The sequence below is a fragment of the Nocardia sp. NPDC004568 genome, from assembly GCF_040609955.1.
Classification (GTDB): domain Bacteria; phylum Actinomycetota; class Actinomycetes; order Mycobacteriales; family Mycobacteriaceae; genus Nocardia.
This window is the reverse complement of record NZ_JBEXLL010000090.1, coordinates 401-23,921: the sequence shown is the minus strand read 5'-3', so window position 1 is coordinate 23,921 and position 23,521 is coordinate 401. Positions and strand designations below refer to the sequence as shown.

17 protein-coding genes are annotated in these 23,521 nt (G+C 69.3%); 10 read left to right on the top strand and 7 right to left on the bottom strand.

Going from position 1 to position 23,521, the window contains the following annotated elements:
* Window positions 1-172: 172 nt before the first annotated feature.
* The 4 genes from rpsI to ABZV91_RS28550 form a co-directional block, all read right to left on the bottom strand.
* A complete protein-coding gene (gene rpsI, locus ABZV91_RS28565) occupies window positions 173-619 on the bottom strand; it encodes a 30S ribosomal protein S9 (RefSeq protein WP_355248184.1) in 447 nt (148 codons plus the stop codon).
* 62 nt (window positions 620-681) lie between these two features.
* On the bottom strand, window positions 682-1,125 hold the full coding sequence (gene rplM, locus ABZV91_RS28560) for a 50S ribosomal protein L13 (protein WP_355248178.1): 444 nt from the start codon (window positions 1,123-1,125) through the stop codon (window positions 682-684).
* Window positions 1,126-1,275: 150 nt separating this feature from the next.
* Window positions 1,276-3,126 (bottom strand): hypothetical protein, encoded by a 1,851-nt coding sequence (locus ABZV91_RS28555; RefSeq protein ID WP_355248175.1) that lies wholly within the window; start codon window positions 3,124-3,126, stop codon window positions 1,276-1,278.
* Between the two features lie 88 nt (window positions 3,127-3,214).
* Window positions 3,215-5,812: an FHA domain-containing protein gene (locus ABZV91_RS28550; RefSeq protein WP_355248172.1), complete on the bottom strand. Its 2,598-nt coding sequence runs from the start codon at window positions 5,810-5,812 to the stop codon at window positions 3,215-3,217.
* A gap of 113 nt (window positions 5,813-5,925) precedes the next feature.
* Here ABZV91_RS28550 and ABZV91_RS28545 point away from each other — a divergent pair, with 113 nt between their 5' ends.
* Window positions 5,926-7,359 (top strand): metallopeptidase, encoded by a 1,434-nt coding sequence (locus tag ABZV91_RS28545; RefSeq protein WP_355248170.1) that lies wholly within the window; start codon window positions 5,926-5,928, stop codon window positions 7,357-7,359.
* A gap of 18 nt (window positions 7,360-7,377) precedes the next feature.
* Here ABZV91_RS28545 and ABZV91_RS28540 read toward each other — a convergent pair whose 3' ends face one another.
* Window positions 7,378-8,934: an FHA domain-containing protein gene (locus ABZV91_RS28540; RefSeq protein ID WP_355248167.1), complete on the bottom strand. Its 1,557-nt coding sequence runs from the start codon at window positions 8,932-8,934 to the stop codon at window positions 7,378-7,380.
* 145 nt (window positions 8,935-9,079) lie between these two features.
* On the opposite strand from ABZV91_RS28540, the gene ABZV91_RS28535 reads away from it, so the two are divergent.
* From ABZV91_RS28535 to ABZV91_RS28495, 9 genes are all read left to right on the top strand, one after another.
* Window positions 9,080-10,288 (top strand): hypothetical protein, encoded by a 1,209-nt coding sequence (locus tag ABZV91_RS28535; protein WP_355248164.1) that lies wholly within the window; start codon window positions 9,080-9,082, stop codon window positions 10,286-10,288.
* Between the two features lie 299 nt (window positions 10,289-10,587).
* Window positions 10,588-11,748 carry a TauD/TfdA family dioxygenase gene (locus ABZV91_RS28530; protein WP_355248161.1) on the top strand — a complete coding sequence of 387 codons (1,161 nt, stop codon included), beginning with the start codon at window positions 10,588-10,590 and terminating at the stop codon, window positions 11,746-11,748.
* The gene (locus ABZV91_RS28525) at window positions 11,720-12,730 is read left to right on the top strand and encodes an ornithine cyclodeaminase family protein (protein ID WP_355248158.1); all 1,011 of its coding nucleotides are present in this window, start codon (window positions 11,720-11,722) and stop codon (window positions 12,728-12,730) included. Before ABZV91_RS28530 ends, ABZV91_RS28525 begins: the two co-directional genes overlap by 29 nt.
* Entirely contained in the window at window positions 12,721-14,103 is a 1,383-nt protein-coding gene (locus tag ABZV91_RS28520) for an alanine racemase (RefSeq protein ID WP_355248155.1), read from the top strand. Before ABZV91_RS28525 ends, ABZV91_RS28520 begins: the two co-directional genes overlap by 10 nt.
* Window positions 14,104-14,159: 56 nt before the next feature.
* The gene (locus tag ABZV91_RS28515) at window positions 14,160-15,296 is read left to right on the top strand and encodes a cysteine synthase family protein (RefSeq protein WP_355248152.1); all 1,137 of its coding nucleotides are present in this window, start codon (window positions 14,160-14,162) and stop codon (window positions 15,294-15,296) included.
* A gap of 20 nt (window positions 15,297-15,316) precedes the next feature.
* On the top strand, window positions 15,317-16,714 hold the full coding sequence (locus tag ABZV91_RS28510; RefSeq protein ID WP_355248181.1) for an MATE family efflux transporter: 1,398 nt from the start codon (window positions 15,317-15,319) through the stop codon (window positions 16,712-16,714).
* Between the two features lie 36 nt (window positions 16,715-16,750).
* Window positions 16,751-17,209: a flavodoxin domain-containing protein gene (locus ABZV91_RS28505; RefSeq protein ID WP_355248149.1), complete on the top strand. Its 459-nt coding sequence runs from the start codon at window positions 16,751-16,753 to the stop codon at window positions 17,207-17,209.
* Window positions 17,210-17,460: 251 nt separating this feature from the next.
* Window positions 17,461-17,943: a pyridoxamine 5'-phosphate oxidase family protein gene (locus ABZV91_RS28500; protein WP_355248146.1), complete on the top strand. Its 483-nt coding sequence runs from the start codon at window positions 17,461-17,463 to the stop codon at window positions 17,941-17,943.
* Between the two features lie 219 nt (window positions 17,944-18,162).
* Window positions 18,163-18,738: a TerD family protein gene (locus tag ABZV91_RS28495; RefSeq protein WP_039826663.1), complete on the top strand. Its 576-nt coding sequence runs from the start codon at window positions 18,163-18,165 to the stop codon at window positions 18,736-18,738.
* A gap of 33 nt (window positions 18,739-18,771) precedes the next feature.
* Here the strand turns inward: ABZV91_RS28495 and ABZV91_RS28490 are convergent, their stop codons facing one another.
* Window positions 18,772-19,524: a MazG family protein gene (locus tag ABZV91_RS28490; RefSeq protein ID WP_355248142.1), complete on the bottom strand. Its 753-nt coding sequence runs from the start codon at window positions 19,522-19,524 to the stop codon at window positions 18,772-18,774.
* Entirely contained in the window at window positions 19,521-23,135 is a 3,615-nt protein-coding gene (gene mfd / locus ABZV91_RS28485; protein ID WP_355248139.1) for a transcription-repair coupling factor, read from the bottom strand. Before mfd ends, ABZV91_RS28490 begins: the two co-directional genes overlap by 4 nt.
* Between the last annotated feature and the right edge of the window lie 386 nt (window positions 23,136-23,521).

Here is a 23,521-nt window from a genome sequence, read left to right as displayed (position 1 = left end):
CACCGCGCGCCCCGCGCCCGCCCCAACCGGCCCTGGGCCCGGCCGCCCCCCTCACCCCGCGGTTCAAATCCCCCCCGCCCCGGCCCCCGCCCCCCGCCCGGCCGCCTGCTCTCGGGACCGACACCGGCCCGTCCACCCGCACGTGACGGGTGGACGGCCGGCATCGGCGATATCAGCGCTTCGAGTACTGCGGCGCTTTACGGGCCTTCTTGAGGCCGTACTTCTTGCGCTCGGTGGCACGCGGGTCACGGGTGAGGAACCCGGCACGCTTGAGCGCGGGACGATCGTCCGCGTTGACGACGGTCAGCGCGCGGGCGATGGCCAGGCGCAGCGCGCCGGCCTGGCCCGAGGGGCCGCCGCCGTGCAGGCGGGCGTACACATCGAAGGACTCGAGGCGCTCGACGGTGACCAGCGGCGACTTCACCAGCTGCTGGTGGACCTTGTTCGGGAAGTAGTCCTCGATCGAGCGGCCGTTGAGCACGAAGTTGCCGGTACCCGGCACCAGGCGCACGCGGACGACGGCCTCTTTACGACGGCCGACGGTCTGCACCGGACGGTCCAGCGGCGCCGCGTACTCGACGAATTCGGCGTCGTCGTCGTAGACCACGCCCTCGTCCAGCACCTCGCCGGCGGCGTCTTCGACGACCGCTTCCTCGTATTCGGTGTATTCCTCGGGAGCGGTCACTGGGCCACCTGCTTGATCTCGAACGGAACGGGCTGCTGAGCGGCGTGCGGATGGGTCGGGCCCGCGTACACCTTCAGCTTGCCGGCGATCGCGTTGCCGAGTTTGTTCTTGGGGATCATGCCCTTGACGGCCTTCTCCACCAGGCGGTCGGGACGCGTCTCCAGCACCTGGCCGACAGTGCGGGACTTCAGGCCACCGGGATGCCCGGAGTGGTGGTGGATGAGCTTGTTCTGCCGCTTGTTGCCGCTGATGGCGACCTTGTCGGCGTTGATGATGATGACGAAATCGCCACCATCCATATGGGGTGCGTAGGTCGGCTTGTGCTTACCGCGCAGCAGATTCGCTGCCTGCACGGCAAGACGGCCGAGCACTACGTCAGTGGCGTCGATGACGTACCACTGCCGGGTGACGTCACCCGCCTTCGGGCTGTACGTAGGCACAGTGCTTCCCTGTCTGTCGTCGATGCTGCCGGCCCAGTGTGCGGTCGAGGGGTTCCCGGCGGCCGGTTGAGACCCGGGCCTCGGCGTTCCACACACCAGCCGGTCACGATACCAGCCGGGTATCGCCACCGGAAACCGCCCGGACGCTGCTCAGATATCGATCGGCGGGCCCGGATCGGCGATACCCGGCAGACCGGGCACCAGATAGCGCAGCGTATCGATACCGGGCTCCGCGCAGTCGGCCGGATCTCCTTCCCGGGGCGCTCCGGGTTCCGGTGCCGCCTGGCCTACGGAATCCCCGGGTGCGGGGGCTGTGGGAACACGGGCATAGAGGGGGTGACCCTCGGCGTCGTCCGCCTCCTCGGCACCGGTACCGGACCGGCCGTGGGGTTCGACGGTGATCCGCGGCATCGGCACACATCCGGCCGTCGCGGTCGCCACCGCGGCCCCGGGTAACGCTGCGGCATTGACGACCGGTTCGGTTCCGGGGTGGGCCTGGGCCGTGCCTGTCCCGGCCGTGCCCCACGCCGTGGCGGCGAGCGCGGCCACGCCGATGACGGTGTGCGCGCCGAACAGATTGTCCTTCATCTTGTTCCAGAGCTTGCCCTTGCCCCGGTCGCCGTCCGGGGCCTGACCGGGCCGCGGATCACCGGCGGGTCCGGGCCGGCCGTGCTGCTGGGGTACCGCGGACTGGGCGCCGGTCTCCGGATCCGGTGGCCGGGTGAACCGGCTGGCCGGTCCCGAGATCGGCGGTGGCAGTTCCCCGCGGTCGACCTTCACCGTGGCGTTCTGGTCGGGCTGCGCCGGCGGACCGTACGGCGAGGGGCCGGGGCGTCCCGGCTGCGGTGCCGCCGGACCGCCGGTCATCGGGCCGCCGGGCCCGGGCTCCGGCCCGGGACGCGGCGGATTCGGATCGGGTCGGGCCGGTGGGCCGGGCGCCTGCGGGTTCGGTCCCGGGGCCGGCGGGTGCGGACCCGGCGCGGGCTGGTACGCCCCGACCGGCGGGGACTGTCCCGGAACCGGCCCGTTCGGGACGGCTCCGGCCGGGGGCCGACCGGGGACCGCGTAGTCGGCGGCCTGCTCCGGCGACGGCACCGTACCCGGCCCGGGCTGCGGGTAGGGCGCCGACTGCGCCTCGGCATCATCGTTCTCGCTGATCAGCAGGTGTGTGGCCCCGAGGACGAGCGCGTGCATGGGATGTTCGGCCTTCTTCAGGCGCTGCCCCAGATGGTTGCGGAAGGCGAACCGCAGGGTCTCGTTGAACACCACCTGCCCGGCCAGCAGGACCGTCGAATTGTCGGCGCCGATGGAGCGGGCCGCGGCCATCACTTCGATCACGGTGTCGTCGGCGACGCGGGGATCACGTGTCGATTCGGGGTCGATCGGCACGTACACGGATTCGGTGGGCCGCTCCTCGTCCCCGTGCACGGCGACGACCAGCACATTCGCCCGGCCGTCCACCACCTGCCCGTCGAAATGGACCGCGGTGGCCCCCATTCCTCCGGGCAGGGCCGGATCGGGCGGCCGGACCAGGCCGAGGGCGCGGACGTAGCCCGACAGCGCGATCGATTCCGGGATCGGCTCGACCTCGACGTCGAGTTGCTCGACGAGCTGGGCGTAGGCGTCGATCTTCGCATCGGGCCAGTCGTCGGGATACGGCAGCGCGACCACATCGGGTTTGCCCCGCAGATAGGTCCCCACCGCGGCCAGCGGGTTGTAGAGGCGGGCCCGGAACACCAATTCGGCGGGCCAGGTGGCCCCGGCTATGACGATCTGCGGATGTCCGAGGATGTCGCGGACATCGGGGATCGCCATCCCCAGGTCGGGCCGCTGCCGGTCCGCGCCGGCGGTGTAGAGCCGGCCGGAGGCGTCGGCCAGCAGATAGGCGGGGGGGTTGTAGCTTCCCTCGACCTGCACGGGGCGGATGGGCACGCCGGATCCGCCCGCGGCCACGGACACCACATCCCACCCGAGATGTACCGCCCCAACTCGCACCATCACAGGCATCAGTGTGCCTGGTGTGTGGTCGACGCGCTCGCCGCCCCCACCCACCAGCGGTGGAGGCGGCGGATCGGCCCGTTCACCTGTCTCATCTCGCGGACTTCTTCAGCCGCAGCCGGGTCCAGGTGAGCAGCGCGAGCACCACTGTGATGGCCACCACCAGGCCGATATCCAGGAACCATGCGCTTCGCGTATGTTCCCAGAAGGCGTCCTGTTGCGATTGGACGAACAGCGAGCGAATATCCACCGTCGAGGCCGCCGCGGCGTAGCCCCAGCGCGAGGGGAACAGCCACGAGATCTGTTCCAGCACCACCCGGTCGGTCACCGGTATCAGACCACCGGCCATCACCAGCAGGCCCATGATCGCCACCACCAGCAGCGGCATCACCTGTTCGCTCGATTTCGCCAGACTCGACAGCAGCAGCCCGAACACCACACACGCGATCGCGGTGACGGCGATATCCAGATAGAGTTCGGCGCCACCGATGGCCAGTGCCGAACCTTCTTCCGGCCGTTTCTTACCCAGCAGCACGAACCCGATCATCACGCCCGACTGCAACAGCGCGGCCACACTGAAGACCACGATCTTCGCAGTCAGATACGCCCCCGACCGCAGTCCGACCGCGCGCTCGCGCTGGAAAATGGTCCGCTCCCCGACCAGATCGCGCACGGTGAGCGTGGACCCCATGAAACAGGCCCCGAGAATGAGCACCACCAGCAACTGCTGCGGTTCGGAACTCCCGACGCGGATGAAGCTTCCGTCGTCGGTCTGGGTCAGCGGCGGCGGGGAGAACCCGTACTGCCCCGGCACCACCAGCGACAATCCGCCGAGCACGAACGGCAGCAGCACCAGGAAGGCGAGATAGCCGCGGTCGGCCAGGATCAGCCGCAACTGCCGCCGCGCCAGCGTCGAGAACTGTTTCCAGGCACCGGACTGCGGCGGCGAACCGCCGCCGCCCTGCCGTGCCGCGGGCGGAGGCGGCGGTGGCAGCGCCGCCTGCCGGGATCGGTAGTGCGCGAACGCGGCATCCGGGTTGGCCGCCACATCGGCGAAGATCTTGGCCCAATCGCTGGTCCCGAGCGCGGCTTCGACACCGGCCGGATTTCCGGTGTAGGCGGTCTTACCGCCCGGCGCCAGCAGGACCACCTGGTCGCACATGTCCAGGCAGGCCACGGAGTGGGTGACCACGATCACCACGCGCCCGGCGTCGGCCAGTTCGCGCAGCATCATCATGACCTGGCGGTCCAGTGCCGGATCCAGACCGGAGGTCGGTTCGTCCAGGATCAGCAGGGAGGGCCCGGTGAGCAGCTCCAATGCCACCGAAGCCCGTTTACGCTGACCACCGGAGAGCCGATCGACCCGGGTGTCTGCGTGTTCGGTGAGCGAGAGTTCGCGCAGGACACCGTCGATCACCCCCCGGCGATCGGCTCTGGACGAGTCGGGCGGCAGTCGCAGTTCCGCGGCGAAGCCCAGGGCCTGCCGGACGGTGAGCTGCCGGTGCAGCACATCGTCCTGGGGCACCATGCCGATACGGGAGCGCAGCGCCTCGTATTCCGCGTGCAGGTCACGACCCTCGAAGGTCACGGCCCCGCCGGAGGGGTGGGTACTACCCGCGATCAACCGCGACAGCGTCGACTTACCCGCCCCGGAGGGACCGATCAGCGCGGTCAGCGTGCCGCGGGCGGCCTGCATGTTCACATCGACGAGCAGCTGTTTGTTGCCCTCGACGGTGAACCCCACCCCGTGTACGGCCAGACCCTGTTCGGCGACCGGGCGCTGCCGGTGCACCAGCGTGCCCTGCTGGACCTCGAAGTCGATATTGCCGATGGTGATGATGTCGCGTTCGCGCAGCACCGTGCGCTGCTGCCGGACACCGTTGACGAATGTTCCGTTGGCCGAACCGAGGTCCTCGATGGCGAGGCCTTCGGCCCCGGCGACCAGGCGCGCGTGTTTTCGTGAGGCCAGCGGATCGTCGACGACGATCTGATTGTCCGAGGTCCGCCCGATCGCCAGACCCCCCGGCGGGATCCGGTCGGCGCGGGCGATCGGCCCCTCGGTATTGCGGTGGCGCACCGGCGGGACGGCCGCCACGCTCGCCTTGGCGGTCATGTTCACATTGGCGGGCTGCGGCGGGACGACGGGCGGCTGGGCCGGGGTGGCGATCTGCGGTGGCCGGGGTGGTTGCCCACCGTGCGGGGGCCACTGCTGCGGCGCCGGACGTTGCGCGGGCAGCGGCTGGCTGGGTGTCGGTCCGCGCTGCCCCGCCTGCGGATGCGCACCGGACTGTGCCCGTGGCGGCGGCGCGGGCCGCTGCGGCGGCTGGGCGGGACGCGCCTGGGACGGCGGCCGCGCCGGCTGCTGTTGCTGGGGTACTCCGGCGGGAACGAGCCACAGCAGCGGGCCGCTGATCGCGTCCCCGAGCCGGACCTGGGTCGGCCGGTCGATCGGGACGGGTCCGCCGAGCCGGCGCGCGTCGACGAACACCCCGTTGGTACTTCCGTTGTCGGTGAGCACCCAGGCCCCCGACTGCCAGGCCAGGATCGCGTGGACCCGTGATACCAGCGGACTGTCGACGAACAGCGTCACCTCGGGCGCACGGCCCAGAGTGATCTGCTGATTCGAATCGAAGACTCGTTCAGTTCCATCATGGCGCACCGTGATGGTGCGCACCCCCGGTGCAGACATGCAGCGGATACTATTCCATTACCCGGGCATCGGAGGTGCCCCCGAGCGGGGGCGATCTCCCCGCTCCGGAGGCAACGAGCAGCACCCGCACCGGCCGAAATGGGGGAGGATCCATGCCGAAACTCACGACCGCCGCTGTCGTCGTCTCGGCACTGTGCGCACTGTTGCTGGTCACCGGGTGCACCCGTTCCGTGGACGGCCGGGCGGTGTCGATCTACGATAATCCGTTCCAGGTCGCCGGGCTGCCGACCACCAGCGGCCCCAGCGGCCCCCGGGAGAACCCGCCGACCTCGGACCTGGTCGCCGAGCACGGCGACGGCGGTGAGATCGATACCCTGGCGCTCAACGCGGTCACCGATGTGCAGGCCTATTGGGAGCAGCACTACGACGCCGAATTCGAGGGCGAGTTCGAACCGGTCGACAAATTGATCTCCTGGAGTGCCCGGGACTCGCGGCGCGAGTCGGTGGAATTCTGCACCGAGTCGACCTATCGGATGGTGAACGCCGCCTACTGCCGGCTGGACAACTCCATCGGCTGGGACCGGGCGCTGCTGCTGCCGACCATGACCGAGACGTTCGGGCAGATGTCGGTGGTGATGGTGATCGCCCACGAGTACGGGCACGCCATCCAGAACAACGCGAACATCGTCGACCGCGACGATCCGGTGATCGTCAAGGAACAGCAGGCCGACTGTTTCGCCGGGGCGTACATGCGCTGGGTGGCCGAGGGCCGGTCCGACTACTTCACCATCAATACCTCCGACGGCCTGAACTCGGTCCTCGCGGCCACGGTGGCGATCCGCGATTCGGACCCCGACGATCCCGAGAGCGTGCACGGTTCGGCCTTCGAACGGGTTTCGGCGGTGCAGATCGGTTTCACCGACGGCGCCAAGGGGTGCAAAGGGATCGATATGGACGAGATCGATCAGCGCCGGGGCGATCTGCCCCAGAGTTTCGAGGGCGCGTCCGGGGAGTTCGAGATCACCGAGCAGAGCCTGGTCGAACTGAGCAAGGCGCTGTCGGTGATCCTGCCGACTCCGGACGAGCCCACCTACCGGTACGACGGCGCCGACATCGACTGCAGCGACGGTGTTGCCACCGAGCCGGTCACCTATTGCCCCGCCAGTAATACGATCGCGACCAATATCGGCGGACTCGCCGAACGTGGGGCGGCCACCGATGATTCGGAAGTCCCGCTGCCGGTGAAGGTCACCGGCGACTACAACGGCTATGTGGTGTTCATCTCGCGCTACACCTTGTCGATACAACAGAGCCGGGACCAGGACCTGGTGGGCGCGAAAACGGGCTTGCGGGCGGCTTGCCTGTCCGGGGTGGCCACCGGGAAGCTGGCGGAATCCGGCCGGGCCGAGGGCGATATCACGTTGGCCGCCGGGGATCTGGACGAGGCGGTCTCGGGCCTGCTGACCGACGGTCTGGCCGCCAGCGATGTCGAGGGCAAAACGGTGCCGAGCGGGTTCTCCCGGGTGGACGCTTTCCGCGCCGGGGTACTCGGCGGCGAGGAAACCTGCAGCGCCCGGTACGAATAGCCCGCGGGCGGGCCCGTGTCACAGGCCGAAGGGCGGCGGTGCGGCCGATTCGTACCGCAACATCCGGTGGCCGATCAGGATCTCGGTACCCGGCACCAGCACCACGGGCTGATGCGGCGGAACGCGGACCCAGTCCCGGAAGCCCGCGGCCCGGGTGCGGGTGCCGTTGGTGGATCCCCGGTCGACCAGCGTCACATCCCAGTTCACCAGCAGGAGTTCCGCGTGCGCCCGGGACATCCCGCCGGAATTGTCGATCACCTGTAGTGGAGTGAGCCCGCGGCGCGCGGGTTCGGAATGCTCCGGATCACGCCCCAGCACGGAGTCGCTTTCCAGTAGATGGGTCGCACCGTCGTCGAGGACCAGGATGCCCAGCGGGGGGCGCACCACTTCGATCAGCGGTTGGGTCTGGTCGACGGGCATACCGCAGACACTGCAGAACGCCGCCCGGGGATCGGTGGGATGGGCGCGCGCGCATTTGAACCCCATCACCTTCACGGTGAGCGCGGTCCCCTTCGCGGTGGCCTCGGTGCGGCGCCGCAGTTCCGGGTCCAGCGGGGGTGTCCCACGCTCGGGCGGCCCGGGCAGCGCGTACGGCTGGTGCCGGCGCGGGGTGGAATGGGCGGGTGCCCGGTGCGGCGCGTCCGGCTCCGGCTGCCGGGAGTCCGCCGTCTCCCCGGGCTCGGCGCCGGCCGCGGGACCGTCGCCCGGCGGCCGCCGCCCGCTGATCTCGGTCTGCGCCCGGTGCGGATCGGTTGCCGGGGATTCGGTCCGCGGGTCGCCGGCGGGCCCCGGATCCCCGAGGCCACCGCGGGGCGCACTCCCCCGCTCGGACAGTTCGACCGTGTCGAGCAGCGGCGTCGATACGGCGGTGGCCACCGCGTCGGGGTCCACCGGCACCGCGGCGGGCCCCTCCGTTTCCCGCGCGGGCCGCACCGTGCCCGCGGTCTGCGTGGTTTCCGTGATCGGCCCGGGTGTCGCCCGGCTGCCGGTCGATACCCGGGTACCGGCCGTCGCGGCGGCGTCGCCGGGTGCGGTCCAGGCGATCACCCCGCCGGCCTCGGCAATGCCCTCGATCAGCCGCCCGATACCGCGGGTGGCCGGCAGTACAGGCCGGAAATCCTCGTCCGGGTCGCCGCCGGTGTCGTCGACGAACAGGGCGACCGCGCGGGCCGGTATCGCCACCGCCCGGTCGACGGTGAAGACCGCGTCGCGGCCGTGGAAGTATTCGATGTCGGCGCCGTCGAGGACCGCGGTCACGGCGCCGTGCAGGAATATCGCCACCCGGTCGGGGCCGGCGGCGGAGAGGATACCGAAATCCACAGCGGTTCCCGGGCTGGTGCGGTCCGCCTGGGCCATGAGCCATCTGGTCGCCTCCCGGGCGATCATCGCGCCCGGGTCGTCGGGTCGCCGCGCCGCGGCCTCGTGTACCAGCTCGGCCAGCTCCACCAGGGCTCGCACCGCCGGGGCGTGGGCGGTGGGCCGGTCCGCACCGCGATGGGCCACCAGCACCACCGCACCCGCCACCCGAGCCGCCGCATGCGCTCCGGCGACGACCTCGACCTGCTGATCCCGCACGAGGATCAGCCTCCGTCGAAGTCGCGCTGCGGTTGGCCTGCCACCAGTCCAGGGTATGGCACGAGGTCACGGCGCCCTTCCCCGAGATCGCTGTGCGTCGGGTAACTTCGACACCGCAGTTTCGATCGGAACGAGGGGCCGGCCCATGGTTCGGATATCACGCGCGAGCACCGTCACCGCGGTCGTCGCTCTGGTAGCGGCCGCATTGTCCGGATGCGGGTCCCTGGCCGGGAGACCGGTGCCGGAGGAGATCGACGTACGCACCCTCGCGGTCGGCGATTTCCCGGTCGACAAGTTCAGCTACCCCGCCGACGCGGGCGACAACGGGCGCATGCTGGAGGGTATCCGCATGTCGGAGGCGGTTGTCACCAGCAATCAGGTCGATCCGTCGCTCAGGTACGGCCGCGGTTCGAAGGTGCTCCCCGATACCGCGACCGCGATCGACTTCCTGGCCAATGTGTCCGAACCGGTGCTGAAGAAACGCCGGATGGTGGTCGGCTACGCGGCCAGCGGCGCGGATCGCGACGATCCGGAGGGCCAGACCCGGCCGGAAGCCGATGCCACCGCGATCACAGTGGTGGCCCTGCGCTTTCCCGATACCTCGGCCGCGGCCGAAGCGGCCCGGGAACTGGAGGACGCCGATATCGGGGTCTCGCCGGACAACCGGCGGCTGAAGTCGGCGAAGCATCCCGACGCGCTGGTGCACTGGCGGCCCGGTATCGCCAATATCGGCGCCTTCCTGGCCCACGACGAGTTCGTGATCTCTCTGTTCGTGCAGCGGCCGAAAGCCGACAGCTCGGATCTGGTGTCCTGGGTGGACAGAACCCTCACCGCGCAGCTGGCCCAGCTCGGCCGGTTTCATCCCACACCCCTCGCCGATATCGACGATCTGCGGGTGGATCCGGAGGATCTGCTGTCGCGGGTGGTGGTCGCCGACCGCAGCGGCCAGGTTCCCGATCCCGACAAATTCGCCGTGTACGGCCGCAACTATCTGATCAACTCGGCCGACGACCAGCCCGCCCGCGCCCGGCTGCTCGACCAGTCCGGGTTCGAGGCCACCGCGTACGCCGACGGCGGTTCGGTGGCCCGGGTCCGCGATCCGGCGGGTGCGCCGATCCTGGTGGACGGTTTCGTCGAATCGACGGGCACGGCCTACGACGCGTATCCCGCCCCCGCCGGTGTTCCGGGCGCGAAATGCCTGCAACTCAACGACAAGGGCGATCCGCAGCATCAGTACCGGTTCCGCTGCTTCGTCCCGTACAAGCGGTATGTGGGCGTGGTGTCCAGCGACAGCGAGACCGAGATCGAGCAGAAGACCGCGGCGCAGTACGCCCTGCTCGCGAACAGCCTCTGACCCTGGGCGCGGGCCGGTGAACCGGCCGAATTCGTTGTGGCGCGGACACTCTCGCCATCCGGCGCGGCGCGCCGATTTTGCCACAAGGGCAGGCTAGCCTTACCGTGTTCTGCGTCTCATCGCGATGTGCGCGATCGGCGCCCACACACCCGTCCACCTGCACTTCGAGCGCGCCATACGCGAAAGCTATCACACGCCGTAGTTAGGTTACCCTTGCCGCGGCTCCGCGAACGCACTAACTTCGCATCGACTCGTCACCGCCGGTACTCCGAACCACGATTCCGAGAAGGGAAATTTTGGTGAAAAGCGTTCTCTCCGAACGTAAGACGCTTCACCCTCCTAGCATCGACGATATCGAGCACCGTGAGTTACCCGAGACCGCCGGACGGGCGGTGCGTGAATTGGCCGCTGAGATCGTGTTCACACTGGGTCCCGCGCCGGGCGCCGCCGGGCGCGCGCTCACCGACCCCGCTCTGATCGATCTGATCACCGCCCGCGCCGGAGAACTCCCCGCGGAAGTCCGCACCGCGATGCGCCCGCCCGCCACCGCGGCCGGCGCCTGTGTGCTGCGCCGGCTGCCGCTGCACGACGACGAAATCGGCCCTACCCCACCGGATTGGCAGACCGCGACCGCATGGGCCGCCGAACCCGAGCGACCCGGCCGCTCGTTCGAACTGGATATCGCCATGCTGCTACTGGCCGCCGCGGCCGGCGAACCGTTCGGCTGGGCCGGTCAGCAGGACGGCCGCCTGGTCAACAACATCGTGCCGGCGGCGGGCCACGAGTTCGAGCAGTCCGGAGCCAGCAGCGCCATCCTGCTCAGCCCGCACACCGAGGACGCCTTCCATCCGCAGCGCGCGAATCTGCTGCTGCTGGGCTGCCTGCGCAATCCGGACCGCGTCGGCACCACCGTCTCGTCGGTGCGCAGGGTCGAGCTGACCGCCGCGGAACAGGACGCGCTGCGCACCCCCACCCTGCCGATCCTGCCGGATGTCTCCTACGGCTCCGGTTTCGACCGCGAGACCGCCGTACCGGTGCCCACACTCTGGTGCGAGCCCGGACACGAGGGCAGGCCCGAGGCCCTCACGATGCGTTTCGACCCCGCCTACACTCCGCTCGCCGACGCCGGCCCGCACTACCGCGCGGCTTACCAGCGGCTGGAAGAAGAACTCGAACGGGTATGCGCACTCGCCTGCCTCGAACCCGGTGAGCTGCTCCTGGTCGACAACGATGTCGCTGTTCACGGCCGGGTTCCGTTCACCGCGCGCTACGACGGCACCGACCGCTGGCTCAAGCGGGTGAACATCCGGCGACCCGAACGCCCGCGCCGCGCAGCCGAATCCGGGGAGAATGGATACGGTCAGCGAATCATCGCGCCCTTCGCGCCGCTCCCGGCGCAGCGGGCGCGGGCAGAGCGGAACGGTGCAGTAGATGATCGAGGATCCGTTGAGCACACGTGACCGGCCGACCCCCTTGCGTGTCCTGAGCCGCGGCGATCTCGCCGATGTGCCGGTGGCCCCGGCCGAGGTGGTCCGTGCGGTGGAAGAGGCCTATATCGCCCTGGCCGCAGGGGATTCCGATAATCCACGCAAGCTCAGCGTGGCCAACCCGGACGGCTGGTCGGTCGCCTACGCGATGCTGGGCCGCGACGGGCGGCGCCGGGTGGTCGCCATGAAGACGTCCTACAAGTTCGATCCCGGCCACGATCGCACCACCAAGCGCTACTACACCACGATCACGCTGTACGACGACACCACGGGCGCGCCCATCGCCATGATGGACTGCGCGCGGGTGGGTGCGCTGCGGACCCCGGCGGTGTCGGCGCTGTTGGTGCGCGAGACGGTGCACCGGGACGCCGATACGGTGCTGCTCATCGGCACCGGCACCCAGGGCCGCAACGCGCTACCGCATCTGCTGGCCGCCAACCCGCAGTTGCGCAAACTGATGCTGTACGGCACCCACCCCGAGGGAATCGAGGCGGTGCACCGGCAGCTCGCCGAGTACGCCCCGCACGCGCTGCTGGAGAACGTCGACGATCCGTACACCGCGGCGCGGACGGCGGATGTGGTGCTGGCGACCGCCGGCCCGGGCACCGAGGTGGCCATCGAATCCGAGCACCTCGCACCGGGTTCGGTGGTGGTGCTGGTGGGTTACGGACTCGCCCCGTCCACGCTGCACGACGCCGACCGGGTGATCGCCACCAGCGCCGAGCAGATGGCGCTGACCGGCACCGATATGGCCGACGACAACGGCGACCTGCGCCCGGTGGACGCGGAGCTGCCGCAGATCCTGAGCCGGCGCGCCGTCGGCCGGCGGCGGGCGGAGGACAAGATCTTCGTCTACAACAGCGGTCTGGTGCTCACCGATATCGCGGTGGCGCACGCCCTGGCCGAGCGTGCCATCGCCGAGGGCCGCGGCACGGAGGTCTCGCTATGGGATTGACCGGAGCCGATGCGCCCGCCGATGCCGAATCCGGTCCGCCCGGCGGATACGCGGGGACCGTGGCGGCACCGGTTCCCGCCCATCGCGATCGGTGGGAACAGCGCGTCCTCGCCGATCCGCAGCTCCTGGGTGATATCGCCTACGCGATCGGGGGTCCTTTCCATCTGATGTATCCCGCCCGGGTGGTCGACAATATCCGTGGCTTCCAACAGGTTTTCACCGAATCCGGGATCGTCGGGACGGTGTACTACGGCAAGAAGGCCAACAAAGCGGCCTGTGTGGCGCGGGCCTGCGCCACCGCCGGCGCGGGTATCGATGTATCCAGCACGGGGGAACTCAGCGCCGCACTCGGACAGGGCATCCGCGGCGCCGATCTCCTGGTGACCGGTCCCGACAAAAGCGACGATCTGCACTGGCTGGCCGCCCGGCACGACTGCCTGGTCGCCGTGGACAGTATCGGCGAGCTGAAACGCCTGGCGGCACTGGATATCCCGGTCCGGGTGCTGCTGCGGGCGCTGCCCCCGGCATCGGCCAGCCGGTTCGGTATGTCGGCCGAGGAACTGGATCACACGGTTTCCGAGTCGGCCGACTATCCGTCGATCACCCTGCAGGGTTTCAGTTTCCATCTCTCCGGATACGATCCGGCCCCCCGGGCCGTAATGGCCGGGCATCTGCTCGACCGGTGTCACGCCGCACGGGCGCTGGGCCATCCGGCCACCACCGTGTCCATCGGTGGCGGGTTCGGTGTCGACTACGTGTCCGCCGCGGACTGGGCGGCGTTCCGGGAACAAGCGACCCGCCGCTGGTTCCATTCCGGAAAAGCGTTCGAGTCGTACTACCCGTATTCCTTCCCCGAACCCGGCGCCGCCATGCTCGCCGCGATCCTCCGGAGCGACGATCTCGCCGGTCGCCTGCGGCGCACGGGGACGACCTTGGCGGTCGAGCCGGGCCGTGCCCTGCTGGACCGGGCGGGCAGCACGGTGTTCCGGGTACAGGGCGGCAAGACCCGCCACGAACACGGGCAGCCCTACCGGATCCTGACCGTCGACGGTACGAGCCTGAGCCTTTCCGAACAGTGGTTCGACAGCGAATATCTACCCGACCCGGTGCTCTGGCCGGACACCCCCGGCACCCCGACCGCCACGGTCGTCGGCGCCGCGACCTGCCTCGAATCGGACATGCTGAGCTGGCGGCGGATTCCGCTGCCCCGCGCGGCCCGGGCCGGCGACCTGCTGATCTACCCGAACACCGCCGGATATCAGATGGATTCCAACGAATCGCCCTTCCACGAACTGCCCCTCCCGCCGAAAGTGGTGCTCTCCGAAGCGCCGGGCGGCCGGTATCGCTGGGCCCTCGATCAATCCCGTCACTGAGACCGTCAGCGCCGGTCTCTTCGCATCACCCGTAATCGACGCCCAGGAGATCCGCCATGTCCCTCGTCACCCGTGTCACAGACCTCATCGGCCGCACCCCGCTCTTCGAATTGGCCGCCACCGGGTCCGGCACCCGATTACTACTCAAGCTCGAACAGTTCAATCCGACCGGCGCCGCCAAGATCCGGATGGCGCGGGAAATGGTTCTCGACGCGGAGCGTCGGGGTTTGCTGCGCGAGGGCGGACATATCATCGAATCCACATCCGGAAATACCGGGCTCGGTCTCGCGGTGGTCGCCGCCGAACGCGGCTATCGTTTCACCGCGGTGGTCGACCATCATGCGAGTAAGGACAAATTACGGGCGATGCGGGCAATGGGCGCGGAGCTGGTTTTCGTCGCCGACGAGGGCGACGACGATTTGGCGACCTCGGCGCGTGAGGATCACGCGGCCGCGCTGGCGGCCGGCGAATCCGGCGCGTTCTTCACCGAGCAGCACAACAACGATGCCAATGCCGTCGGTTATTACGCGGTAGCCGAAGAATTACTGGCCGAGGTGGAGCGGGTCGATATCCTGCTGTCCGCGGTGGGCACCGGTGGCTCCCTGTTCGGTACCGCCACCCGGCTGCGCGAGCTGGGCTGCGTTCCGCGGGTGATCGGCGTGGAACCGGTCGGTTCGATCGCATTCGGTGGACCGGGCGGGCCGTACTGGCAGTCGGGCACCGGCACTCCGCCCGGCGCCACCATCGGTACGGCCGTGGACTACGACCTGCTCGACGAGGGCGTCAAGGTGACCGACCGGGCCGCGTTCGCCACCTGCCGTGCGGTCTCGCGGCGTCTGGGCCTGATGCTCGGCGGTTCGGCGGGCGGTTCGGTCCATGCGGCACTGACCCGGCTCGAGGAGTTCCCGGCCGGGTCCACTGTGGTCACCCTCGTCTGCGACGGCGGCGAGAAGTATCTCGACACCGTGTTCGACGACGACTGGATGGCCGCTCGCGAACTACTCGATACCGAGACCGAACGCGAAGTCCACGCCATGCTGACGCGCTATGCCCCCGCGAACAGGGGCAATCATCCGGTGGGGGCGGCCGTTTTGAACGACGTCGCGGCCGGGAATACCCACGCCGTCCGGGTCGACCGACCGGACGAACACGAACATACGGAGGAATCGGACACTATGGTGCGGGCCCGGTGATCAGCACACCCCTCTCGCGAATTCGTCCCGACGGCCGGCACCCGGCCGGCTCGGCCGCGCTGGCCGCCCTGGCCGCTCCCATCGCGCTCACCCAACTGGCACAGGTCGCCGTATCCACCACCAATATCGCCCTGATGGGCAGTCTCGGTGTGCGCGCGGTCGCCGCGGGCGGGCTGGCCTTGGTGCTGTTCAACCAGATCCGGACCATGTGCGTCGGATTGATCACCGGCAGCGGCAACCAGATCGCCGCCGCGGTAGGCGCCGCCGGCAAACGCGGCGACGATCCGGGCCCCGAGGTGCGTGAGGTGGTGCGGTCGAGTTTCCTGATCGCCACCGTCGCCGGCCTGCTCGGCGGCGCGGTACTCATCGGGCTGGGATGGTCGCTGCAGTGGCTCGGCCAGGACGCGGGAGTACTGGCCGAGGCCCGGCCGCTGATGGTCGCCCTCGCCCCCGGGCTGCTGCCCTGCCTGTGGTTCCAGGTGCTGCGCCAGTACACGGTGGGGATGCAACGGCCGCAGGCGCTGCTGGCCGTCACGCTCGGTTCCATCGCGGTCAACCTCGTGCTGGCCTTGGCACTGATCCACGGCTGGGCCGGATTGCCGGCGCTCGGGGCGACCGGTGTCGGGGTGGCGACCTCGCTTGTCTTCCTGCTCATGTTCGCCGTCTTCTGGACCATGGTGCGCCGCGATCCCGAACTCGGCGCCACCCTGCCGATCCGGCCGTGGCCGGTACGGATGACGACCGTAGGCGGCGAACTGCGGCTGGGCACACCCATCGCCCTCACCTACGGTTCGGAAGCCGGGATGTTCTCGGTACTCGCACTGGTCATGGGGGCGCTGGGCCCCGCCGCACTGGCCGCCCACAATGTGGTGTACCAGGTGATCTATATCGTCTTCCAGATCGCCATCGGCATCTCGCACGGCGCGTCCATCCTGGTGAGCCACAGTGTCGCCCGGGACGAGACCGGGCACGCCCGGGGTCTGGCGCGGCTGGCGCTCCGGTTCGCCGGAGCGGTCACGTTGGTCACCGGCCTGGCCTATGTGTTCATCCCCGATCTGGTGTTGCGCCCGTTCCTCGATCCCACCGACTCCACGACCGTGGAGCTGGCCCGCTCACTGCTGCTCATCGGTATCGTGCTGCAATTCTTCGACGCGGCCCAGAACATCGGCACCGGACTGCTGCGCGGCCTGCAGGCCACCAACGCGGGTTTCCGGCTATCGGTGGTCGGCTATTGGATCGTCGGACTTCCCACGGCGCTGTTGCTGGCCTACCCCGCCGGGCTGGGCGCGGCCGGGGTCTGGTGGGGACTGACCGCGGGTCTGGCCACCACCGCCGCTCTCATGTTGCGGAAATACTTCAGCCTGCTCGACGAGCACGACGCAGTGCTCGCTCCCCGTCAGCGGGAGACAGTAAGTTAGGATTGCCTTCCCAAAGTTGAGTGGAAGGAGTACGCGGTGCGTATCGTCGTCCTGTTCGGTTCGGAGATGGGCACAGCGGAGACGGTGGCCGAGGGAATCGCCGAGGAACTGACCGAACACGAGGTCTCCGTCTTCGATATGAGCGAGTTCGACATCACCGGACTCGACCCGGAGATCTTCCACATCGTCGTGTGCTCCACCTACGGTGAGGGCGATCTGCCCACCGGGGCCGAACCGTTCTTCGAGGCCCTCGACACGCATCACCCCGATCTGACCGGGCTGCGATTCGCGGTGTTCGGACTCGGCGATTCCGTCTACGACCACACTTTCAACCGGGGCGGGGAGATCGCCGCGGAGGCACTCACCGCACTCGGCGGCGTGCAGCTCGGCGAGCACGCCCGCCACGACGCGTCCGGCGAGATCAAGGCCGCGGCCTTGGGGCGTGCCTGGGTGCGGACCCTCCCGCTGGAGTCCACGACCCTCACCCCCGCCTGACTCACCGATCCCGGAAACCCCTGCGCCGCCGACGACAGCCGGACCGCGGCCGCCGCGATTCGCGAAAGGCCTTCCCCACCTCCCGTTCTGAGGGTCACCTCGCCCGCGCCGCCCGGTTTCCGCTCGGCACTAAGGTGTTTCAGCGCAGGTCGGGGGCCGGTGCTTCCTCCGCGCGTGTCGACGCCGACCTCTAGACTGGTGCGTGGTACGGCACACCCCCGCCGCACCACGTCGATCCAGGAGGGGACGATATGGCAGCCGGAATCAGTTCCGCGGAGAATCCCGCAACCGACCATCCCGAGCTGGAAGCGCTGCCGGAATGGCCACAGGAGACCATCGCGGTACTGGTCACCACCGATCCCGCACCGCACGCCATCCCGGTGTCGTGGCCGGTGCGCGCCGGCGACCGGCGAATCCTGCTGAGCCTCAAATTCGATCGCGGCTCGCTGGCCCGGTTACGCGAGCGGCCGCAGGTCGCGCTGCTCATCCTGGGCGGCGGGAATGTGGCGCTGTGCGCCCGGGGCGCGGCCAAGGTCATCGCCGAGGAGATGCCCGGCGCGGACGACTATGTGGCGGTACGCCTCGACGTGGATGTGATCGACGATCACCGGCAGTCGGCTTTCGCGGTCGCGCAGGGTATCCAGCGCACGGTGCTCGACGACAGCGAACTGCGCGCCCTGGAACACCGGGTCGCGACGCTGAAGTCCTGGGCGGAGAACGAAGAGAAGATCTGAGCCGGACACCCCGGCCCACCACCTCGGGTGTCTTCGGTGCTTCGCTCGGTGCGGCGCCGCGACATCCGATCGCCGGACGACTCCGGCGTAGAAACACCCTCGCGTCCGGGCGCTTCCCCTCGGGTGGCCCGGCGCGGTCGTCGTCGGGCGCGACGGCCCCGATGGTTCCGGCGCCCGGTGCCGTGATCATCGGGCGCCCCGGCGCCGAGGAAGGAGAACATGAGCGTCAACCTGGCCAAGGGCGGCAATGTCTCGCTGTCCAAACAGGCCCCCGATCTGACCAGGATCGCCGTCGGACTCGGCTGGGATGTGCGTACCACCGTGGGCGCCGACTACGACCTGGATGCCAGCGCGCTGGCGACCGGACCGGATCTGAAGGTCCTCTCCGATGAGCATTTCGTCTTCTACAACAACCTCAGGTCGCCGGAGGGCACCATCGAGCACACCGGTGACAATCTCACCGGCGAGGGCGACGGTGACGACGAGGTGATCAATGTCGATCTGGCCAATACCCCGGAGACGATCACCAATATCTTCTTCCCGGTATCCATCCACGATGCCGACCAGCGCGGTCAGTCCTTCGGCCAGATCCGCAACGCCTACATCCGGGTCACCGATCTGAACACCGGCGCCGAACTCGCCCGCTACGACCTCTCCGAGGACGCGTCCTCCGAAACCGCCATGGTGTTCGGCGAACTCTATCGCCGGCAGGGCGAATGGAAGTTCCGCGCGATCGGCCAGGGCTACGCCTCGGGCCTGGCGGGTATCGCGCGCGATTACGGCGTCAACGTCTGACGACTCTCCGCCGCCGGCGGCGGCCCGGATCGGTCAGGCGGACCGGGTGGTGCTCGGCCAGTACCGGAGCCAGTCGGCGGCGGAGAGCGGGCGGCGGGCGCCCCGGGCGACCTCGGCGTCGTCCTCGGCCCGGCGAATCGCGGCGGCGAAGGCCACGGTGGCTTTGCGCAGACGTTCCTCGGCGCTCTCCGTGCCGCCCAGATGGACGACGCGCAGATCTTCCGGGATCAATTCGTCCGGTAGACCGGCGCGGGCGCTACGGGAGCAGACCTTCTCGGCCAGCGCCAGCGCCGGCTGCGCCATGGCGATACCGTCCAGGCAGGAACGCCGGGTCTTCTCCGCGGATTTCTTTTCCTCCCAAGCCTTTTCCTGGACCGCGACCTTCTCTTCGACCGTGACCGCCGTACCGAACCCGTATTCGTCGGGCCCGGCAGCCAGGTGCGGACTCCGGTTCACCAGTTTGGCGACCAATGCGGCGGCCACCTCGTCGATGGTGAACTCGCCTGCCGCCTCGGCTATCCGCGAATGGAACAGCACCTGGAGCAGCAGGTCGCCCAGCTCCTCACGGATCGTCTCGGCGTCCTCGTGCTGGATGGCGTCGAGCAGTTCGTAGGTCTCCTCGAGCAGATACGGCCGCAGCGAATCGTGGGTCTGGGTGACCTCCCAGCCGCCGAACCGCCACAACCGGTCCATCACCTCGACCGCTTCGGTCAATCCGGCGGCGACAGTGGCGGTTTCCGTTTCGAGTACACCCGGTTCGGGCCGGTCGGCGGGCGTGTCGCTCATCGCGCCGGACTCACCTCGGTGGCGACGGTGAGATCGACCGCGCCCGCGGCCTTACCGTCGAGGGCCAGCAGCAGATCGGCGAGATACTGCAGCAGTGCCACATCGCGCAGCCGGTCGGCGCCGACGCTGTCCTGCACCCGCGGCAGCGGCAGCTGTACCACCGAACTGGCCGCGCGGTAGTTCGCGCTCGGGTAGATCCGCTTGAGCCGCATCTGTTTCGAATCGGGCAGCGACAGCGGCGAAATCTTCACCGTGGTGCCGGTGACCGCGATCTCGGTGACCCCGTACTCGCGGGCCAGCAGCCGCAGTTCGGCCACCGAGACCAACCGGCCGACCTCGACCGGCAGCGGGCCGTAGCGGTCGGTGAGCTCCTCGACGACCGCGGCCAGCGCCGGATCGTCGTGGGCGGCGGCGAGTTTGCGGTAGGCCTCGAGCCGGAGCCGATCGCTGGCGATGTAGTCGGGCGGGATGTGCGCGTCCACCGGGAGGTCGATCCGGACCTCCTTGGTCTCCTCGGTGGTTATCGGTTTCCCGTCCGCGGCCGCGCGGTAGGCCTCCACCGCTTCGCCGACGAGTCGCACATAGAGGTCGAACCCCACGCCGGCCACATGCCCGGACTGTTCGGCGCCCAGCACGTTACCGGCGCCGCGGATTTCGAGGTCCTTCATCGCCACGGCCATACCCGCGCCGAGATCGGAGTTCTGCGCGATGGTGGCGAGCCGGTCGTAGGCGGTTTCGGTGAGCGGCTTCTCCGCCGGGTAGAGGAAGTAGGCGTAGCCGCGTTCCCGGCTGCGCCCGACCCGCCCGCGCAACTGGTGCAGCTGGGAAAGGCCGAGCGTATCGGCGCGTTCCACGATCAGCGTATTGGCATTGGAGATGTCGAGACCGGTTTCGATGATGGTGGTGCAGACGAGGACGTCGAATTCGCGCTGCCAGAAACCCTGCACGGTGCGTTCGAGATTGTCCTCGTTCATCTGCCCGTGCGCCACCACCACCCGGGCCTCGGGCACCAGATCCCGGATCCGTTTGGCGGCCTTGTCGATCGAGGACACCCGGTTGTGCACATAGAACACCTGGCCGTCCCGCAGCAACTCGCGGCGGATCGCGGCGGTGACCTGCTTGTCGTTGTAGCCACCGACATAGGTGAGCACGGGATGGCGTTCCTCCGGCGGAGTCAGGATGGTCGACATCTCGCGGATACCGGCCAGGCTCATCTCCAGCGTGCGCGGAATCGGCGTCGCGGACATGGTCAGCACGTCCACATGGGTGCGCAGCGCCTTGATGTGCTCCTTGTGCTCCACCCCGAAACGCTGCTCCTCGTCCACGATCACCAGGCCGAGGTTCTTCCAGCGCACCCGGGTCTGCAACAGCCGGTGGGTGCCGACCACGATATCGACCTCGCCCTCGGCCATCCCCGCGAGCACTTCCCGCGATTCCGCGGGATCGGTGAACCGGGACAGGCCCTTCACGGTCACCGGGAAACCGGCGATGCGTTCGGTGAAGGTCTGCAGATGCTGCTGGGCCAGCAGGGTGGTCGGCACCAGGACCACCACCTGCTTCCCGTCCTGTACGGCCTTGAAGGCCGCGCGTACCGCGATCTCGGTCTTGCCGTAGCCGACGTCGCCGCAGACGACCCGGTCCATCGGCACCGCCTTCTCCATATCCGCTTTGACATCGGAGATGGCGGTGAGCTGATCGACGGTCTCGGTGAACGCGAACGCGTCTTCCATCTCCCGCTGCCACGGGGTGTCCGGGCCGAAGGCGTGGCCGGGCGCGGCCTGCCGGGCGGCGTAGAGCTGCACCAGCTCACCGGCGATCTCCCGGACCGCCTTACGCGCCTTGCGCTTGGTGTTCGCCCAGTCGGCGCCACCCAGTTTGGACAGGCTGGGCATTTCCCCGCCCACATACCGGGACAGTTGGTCCAGCGATTCCATCGGCACGTACAACCGGTCGCCGGGCTGGCCGCGTTTCCCGGGCGCGTATTCGATCACCAGGTATTCGCGCCGCGCCCCGCCGACCGTGCGCTCGATCATCTCCACGAACCGGCCGATCCCGTGCTGGTCGTGCACCACCATGTCCCCGGCGTTCAACGCCAGCGGATCCACCTGGTTGCGGCGTTTGGCGGGCAGCCGCTTCCCGTCGCCCGGGGCGGTGACCCGATTACCGGTGAGATCGGACTCCGCGACCACCACCAGGCCGGCGTCCCCGAAGATCACGCCGTCGTGCAACGACCCGCACAGCACCCCGACCACCCCGGGCGCCGGCTCCGCACCGGCCTCCAGCCGTGCGGCCGGCACCTCCGCCTCCCCGAGGCGCTCCAGTGTGCGCTGGGCCGTACCGTGCCCGGCCAGTACCACCACCGCGCGGCCGCCGGTCGTCACATGCGCGCGCAGCGACGCGAAAATGGTCGCCACCAATTCGTCGGACCCCCGGGCGGCGGGGCCGGACTGCACCGGCAACTCCACCTCCGACGGATCCCCGGACGCCAGCGGGCTCAACGTCCACCAGGGCAGCTCCCGCGCCTCGGCGCTCGCCTGGATATCGCCGAGCGGGCGGTAGGCCGACGCCGCCAGATCCAGCCCGTGGGCGCCCAGCGGCGCGTCACCGCCGAAGGACGCCGCGGTCCAGGAGGCCTCCAGGAACTCCTCACCGGTCCGCATGAGGTCGGCCGCCCGAGTGCGTACCTTCTCCGGGTCGCACACCAGCAGATGGGTGCGATCGGGCAACTGCTCGGTGAGCAGCCGCAGCTCACCGGGCTGCAGCACCGGCAGCAGCGCCTCCATACCCTCGACCGGGATACCCTCGGCCAGCTTCGCCAGCATCTCCACCAGCGCGGCATCGGCCGGGTTCGCCGCCGCCACCTCCGCGGCACGTTCCCGCACCGCCGCGGTGAGCAGCAGCTCCCGGCAGGGCGGCGCGACCACGGTCTCCAGCGAGGTCTCCCCGAGCGACCGCTGATCGGCCACCGAGAACGGCCGCAATTCGGTGATCTCGTCGCCCCAGAACTCCACCCGGACCGGATGATCCGCGGTCGGCGGGAACAGATCCAGGATCCCGCCACGCACCGCGAACTCGCCGCGCTTACCGACCATATCGACGCGCGTGTACGCGAATTCGACCAGCCGCGCGACCAATTCGTCGAAATCGGCTTCCCCGCCGATCCGCAGCACGATCGGCTCGATATCGCCCAGACCACTCGCCATCGGCTGCATCAGCGACCGCACCGTGGTCACCACGACCCGTAACGGCTCCGGGAACACCGGGTCCTCCGGATGCGCCAGCCGCCGCAACACCTCCAGCCGCCGCCCGACCGTATCGGCCCCCGGCGACAACCGCTCGTGCGGCAGGGTCTCCCAGGACAGGAACTGCGCGACCGCGGCCCCGAGCATCTCGCCCAATTCCAGTGTCAGATCATCGGCCTCCCGGCCGGTCGCGGTCACCACCACCACGGGCCGCTCGGCGGCCATGGTCGCCGCGACGAACGACCGCGCCGCCGCCGGCGCCACCAGTTCCACCGGCGATCGCCCGAGCAACCCGGAAACGGTCCGCAACGCGGTATCGGCACCGGCCGCGGCGGCCAATCCCGCCAGTGGTGGACGTGGGGCAGACATGTTCTCTCCTGAACGCCGAACGAAAGCGATTCCACCGGGCCAGCCGAGTGTATCGACGAGCGTCCAGCGAATTATCAGCGGTCCGGGAAGAGGCTCGGCCGGGTCTGCCGAGGTCAGGGAATCAGCGGCGACGAACGGCGGAGCGGACGGGCGAGCCGGGCTGCTCACGGAAGACGAGGCGGGCCGATACGCGAAGGCGAGCATGTGGGCCTACTCGCGAAGGCAGGAGGTGAGGCTCGCCCGCGAAGGCGGGAAGTGAGGCTCGCCCGCGAAGGCAGGAAGTGAAGCTCACCCGCGAAGGCAGGAAGTGAAGCTCACCCGCGAAGGCAGGAAGTGAAGCTCACCCGCGAAGGCAGGAAGTGAAGCTCACCCGCGAAGGCAGGAAG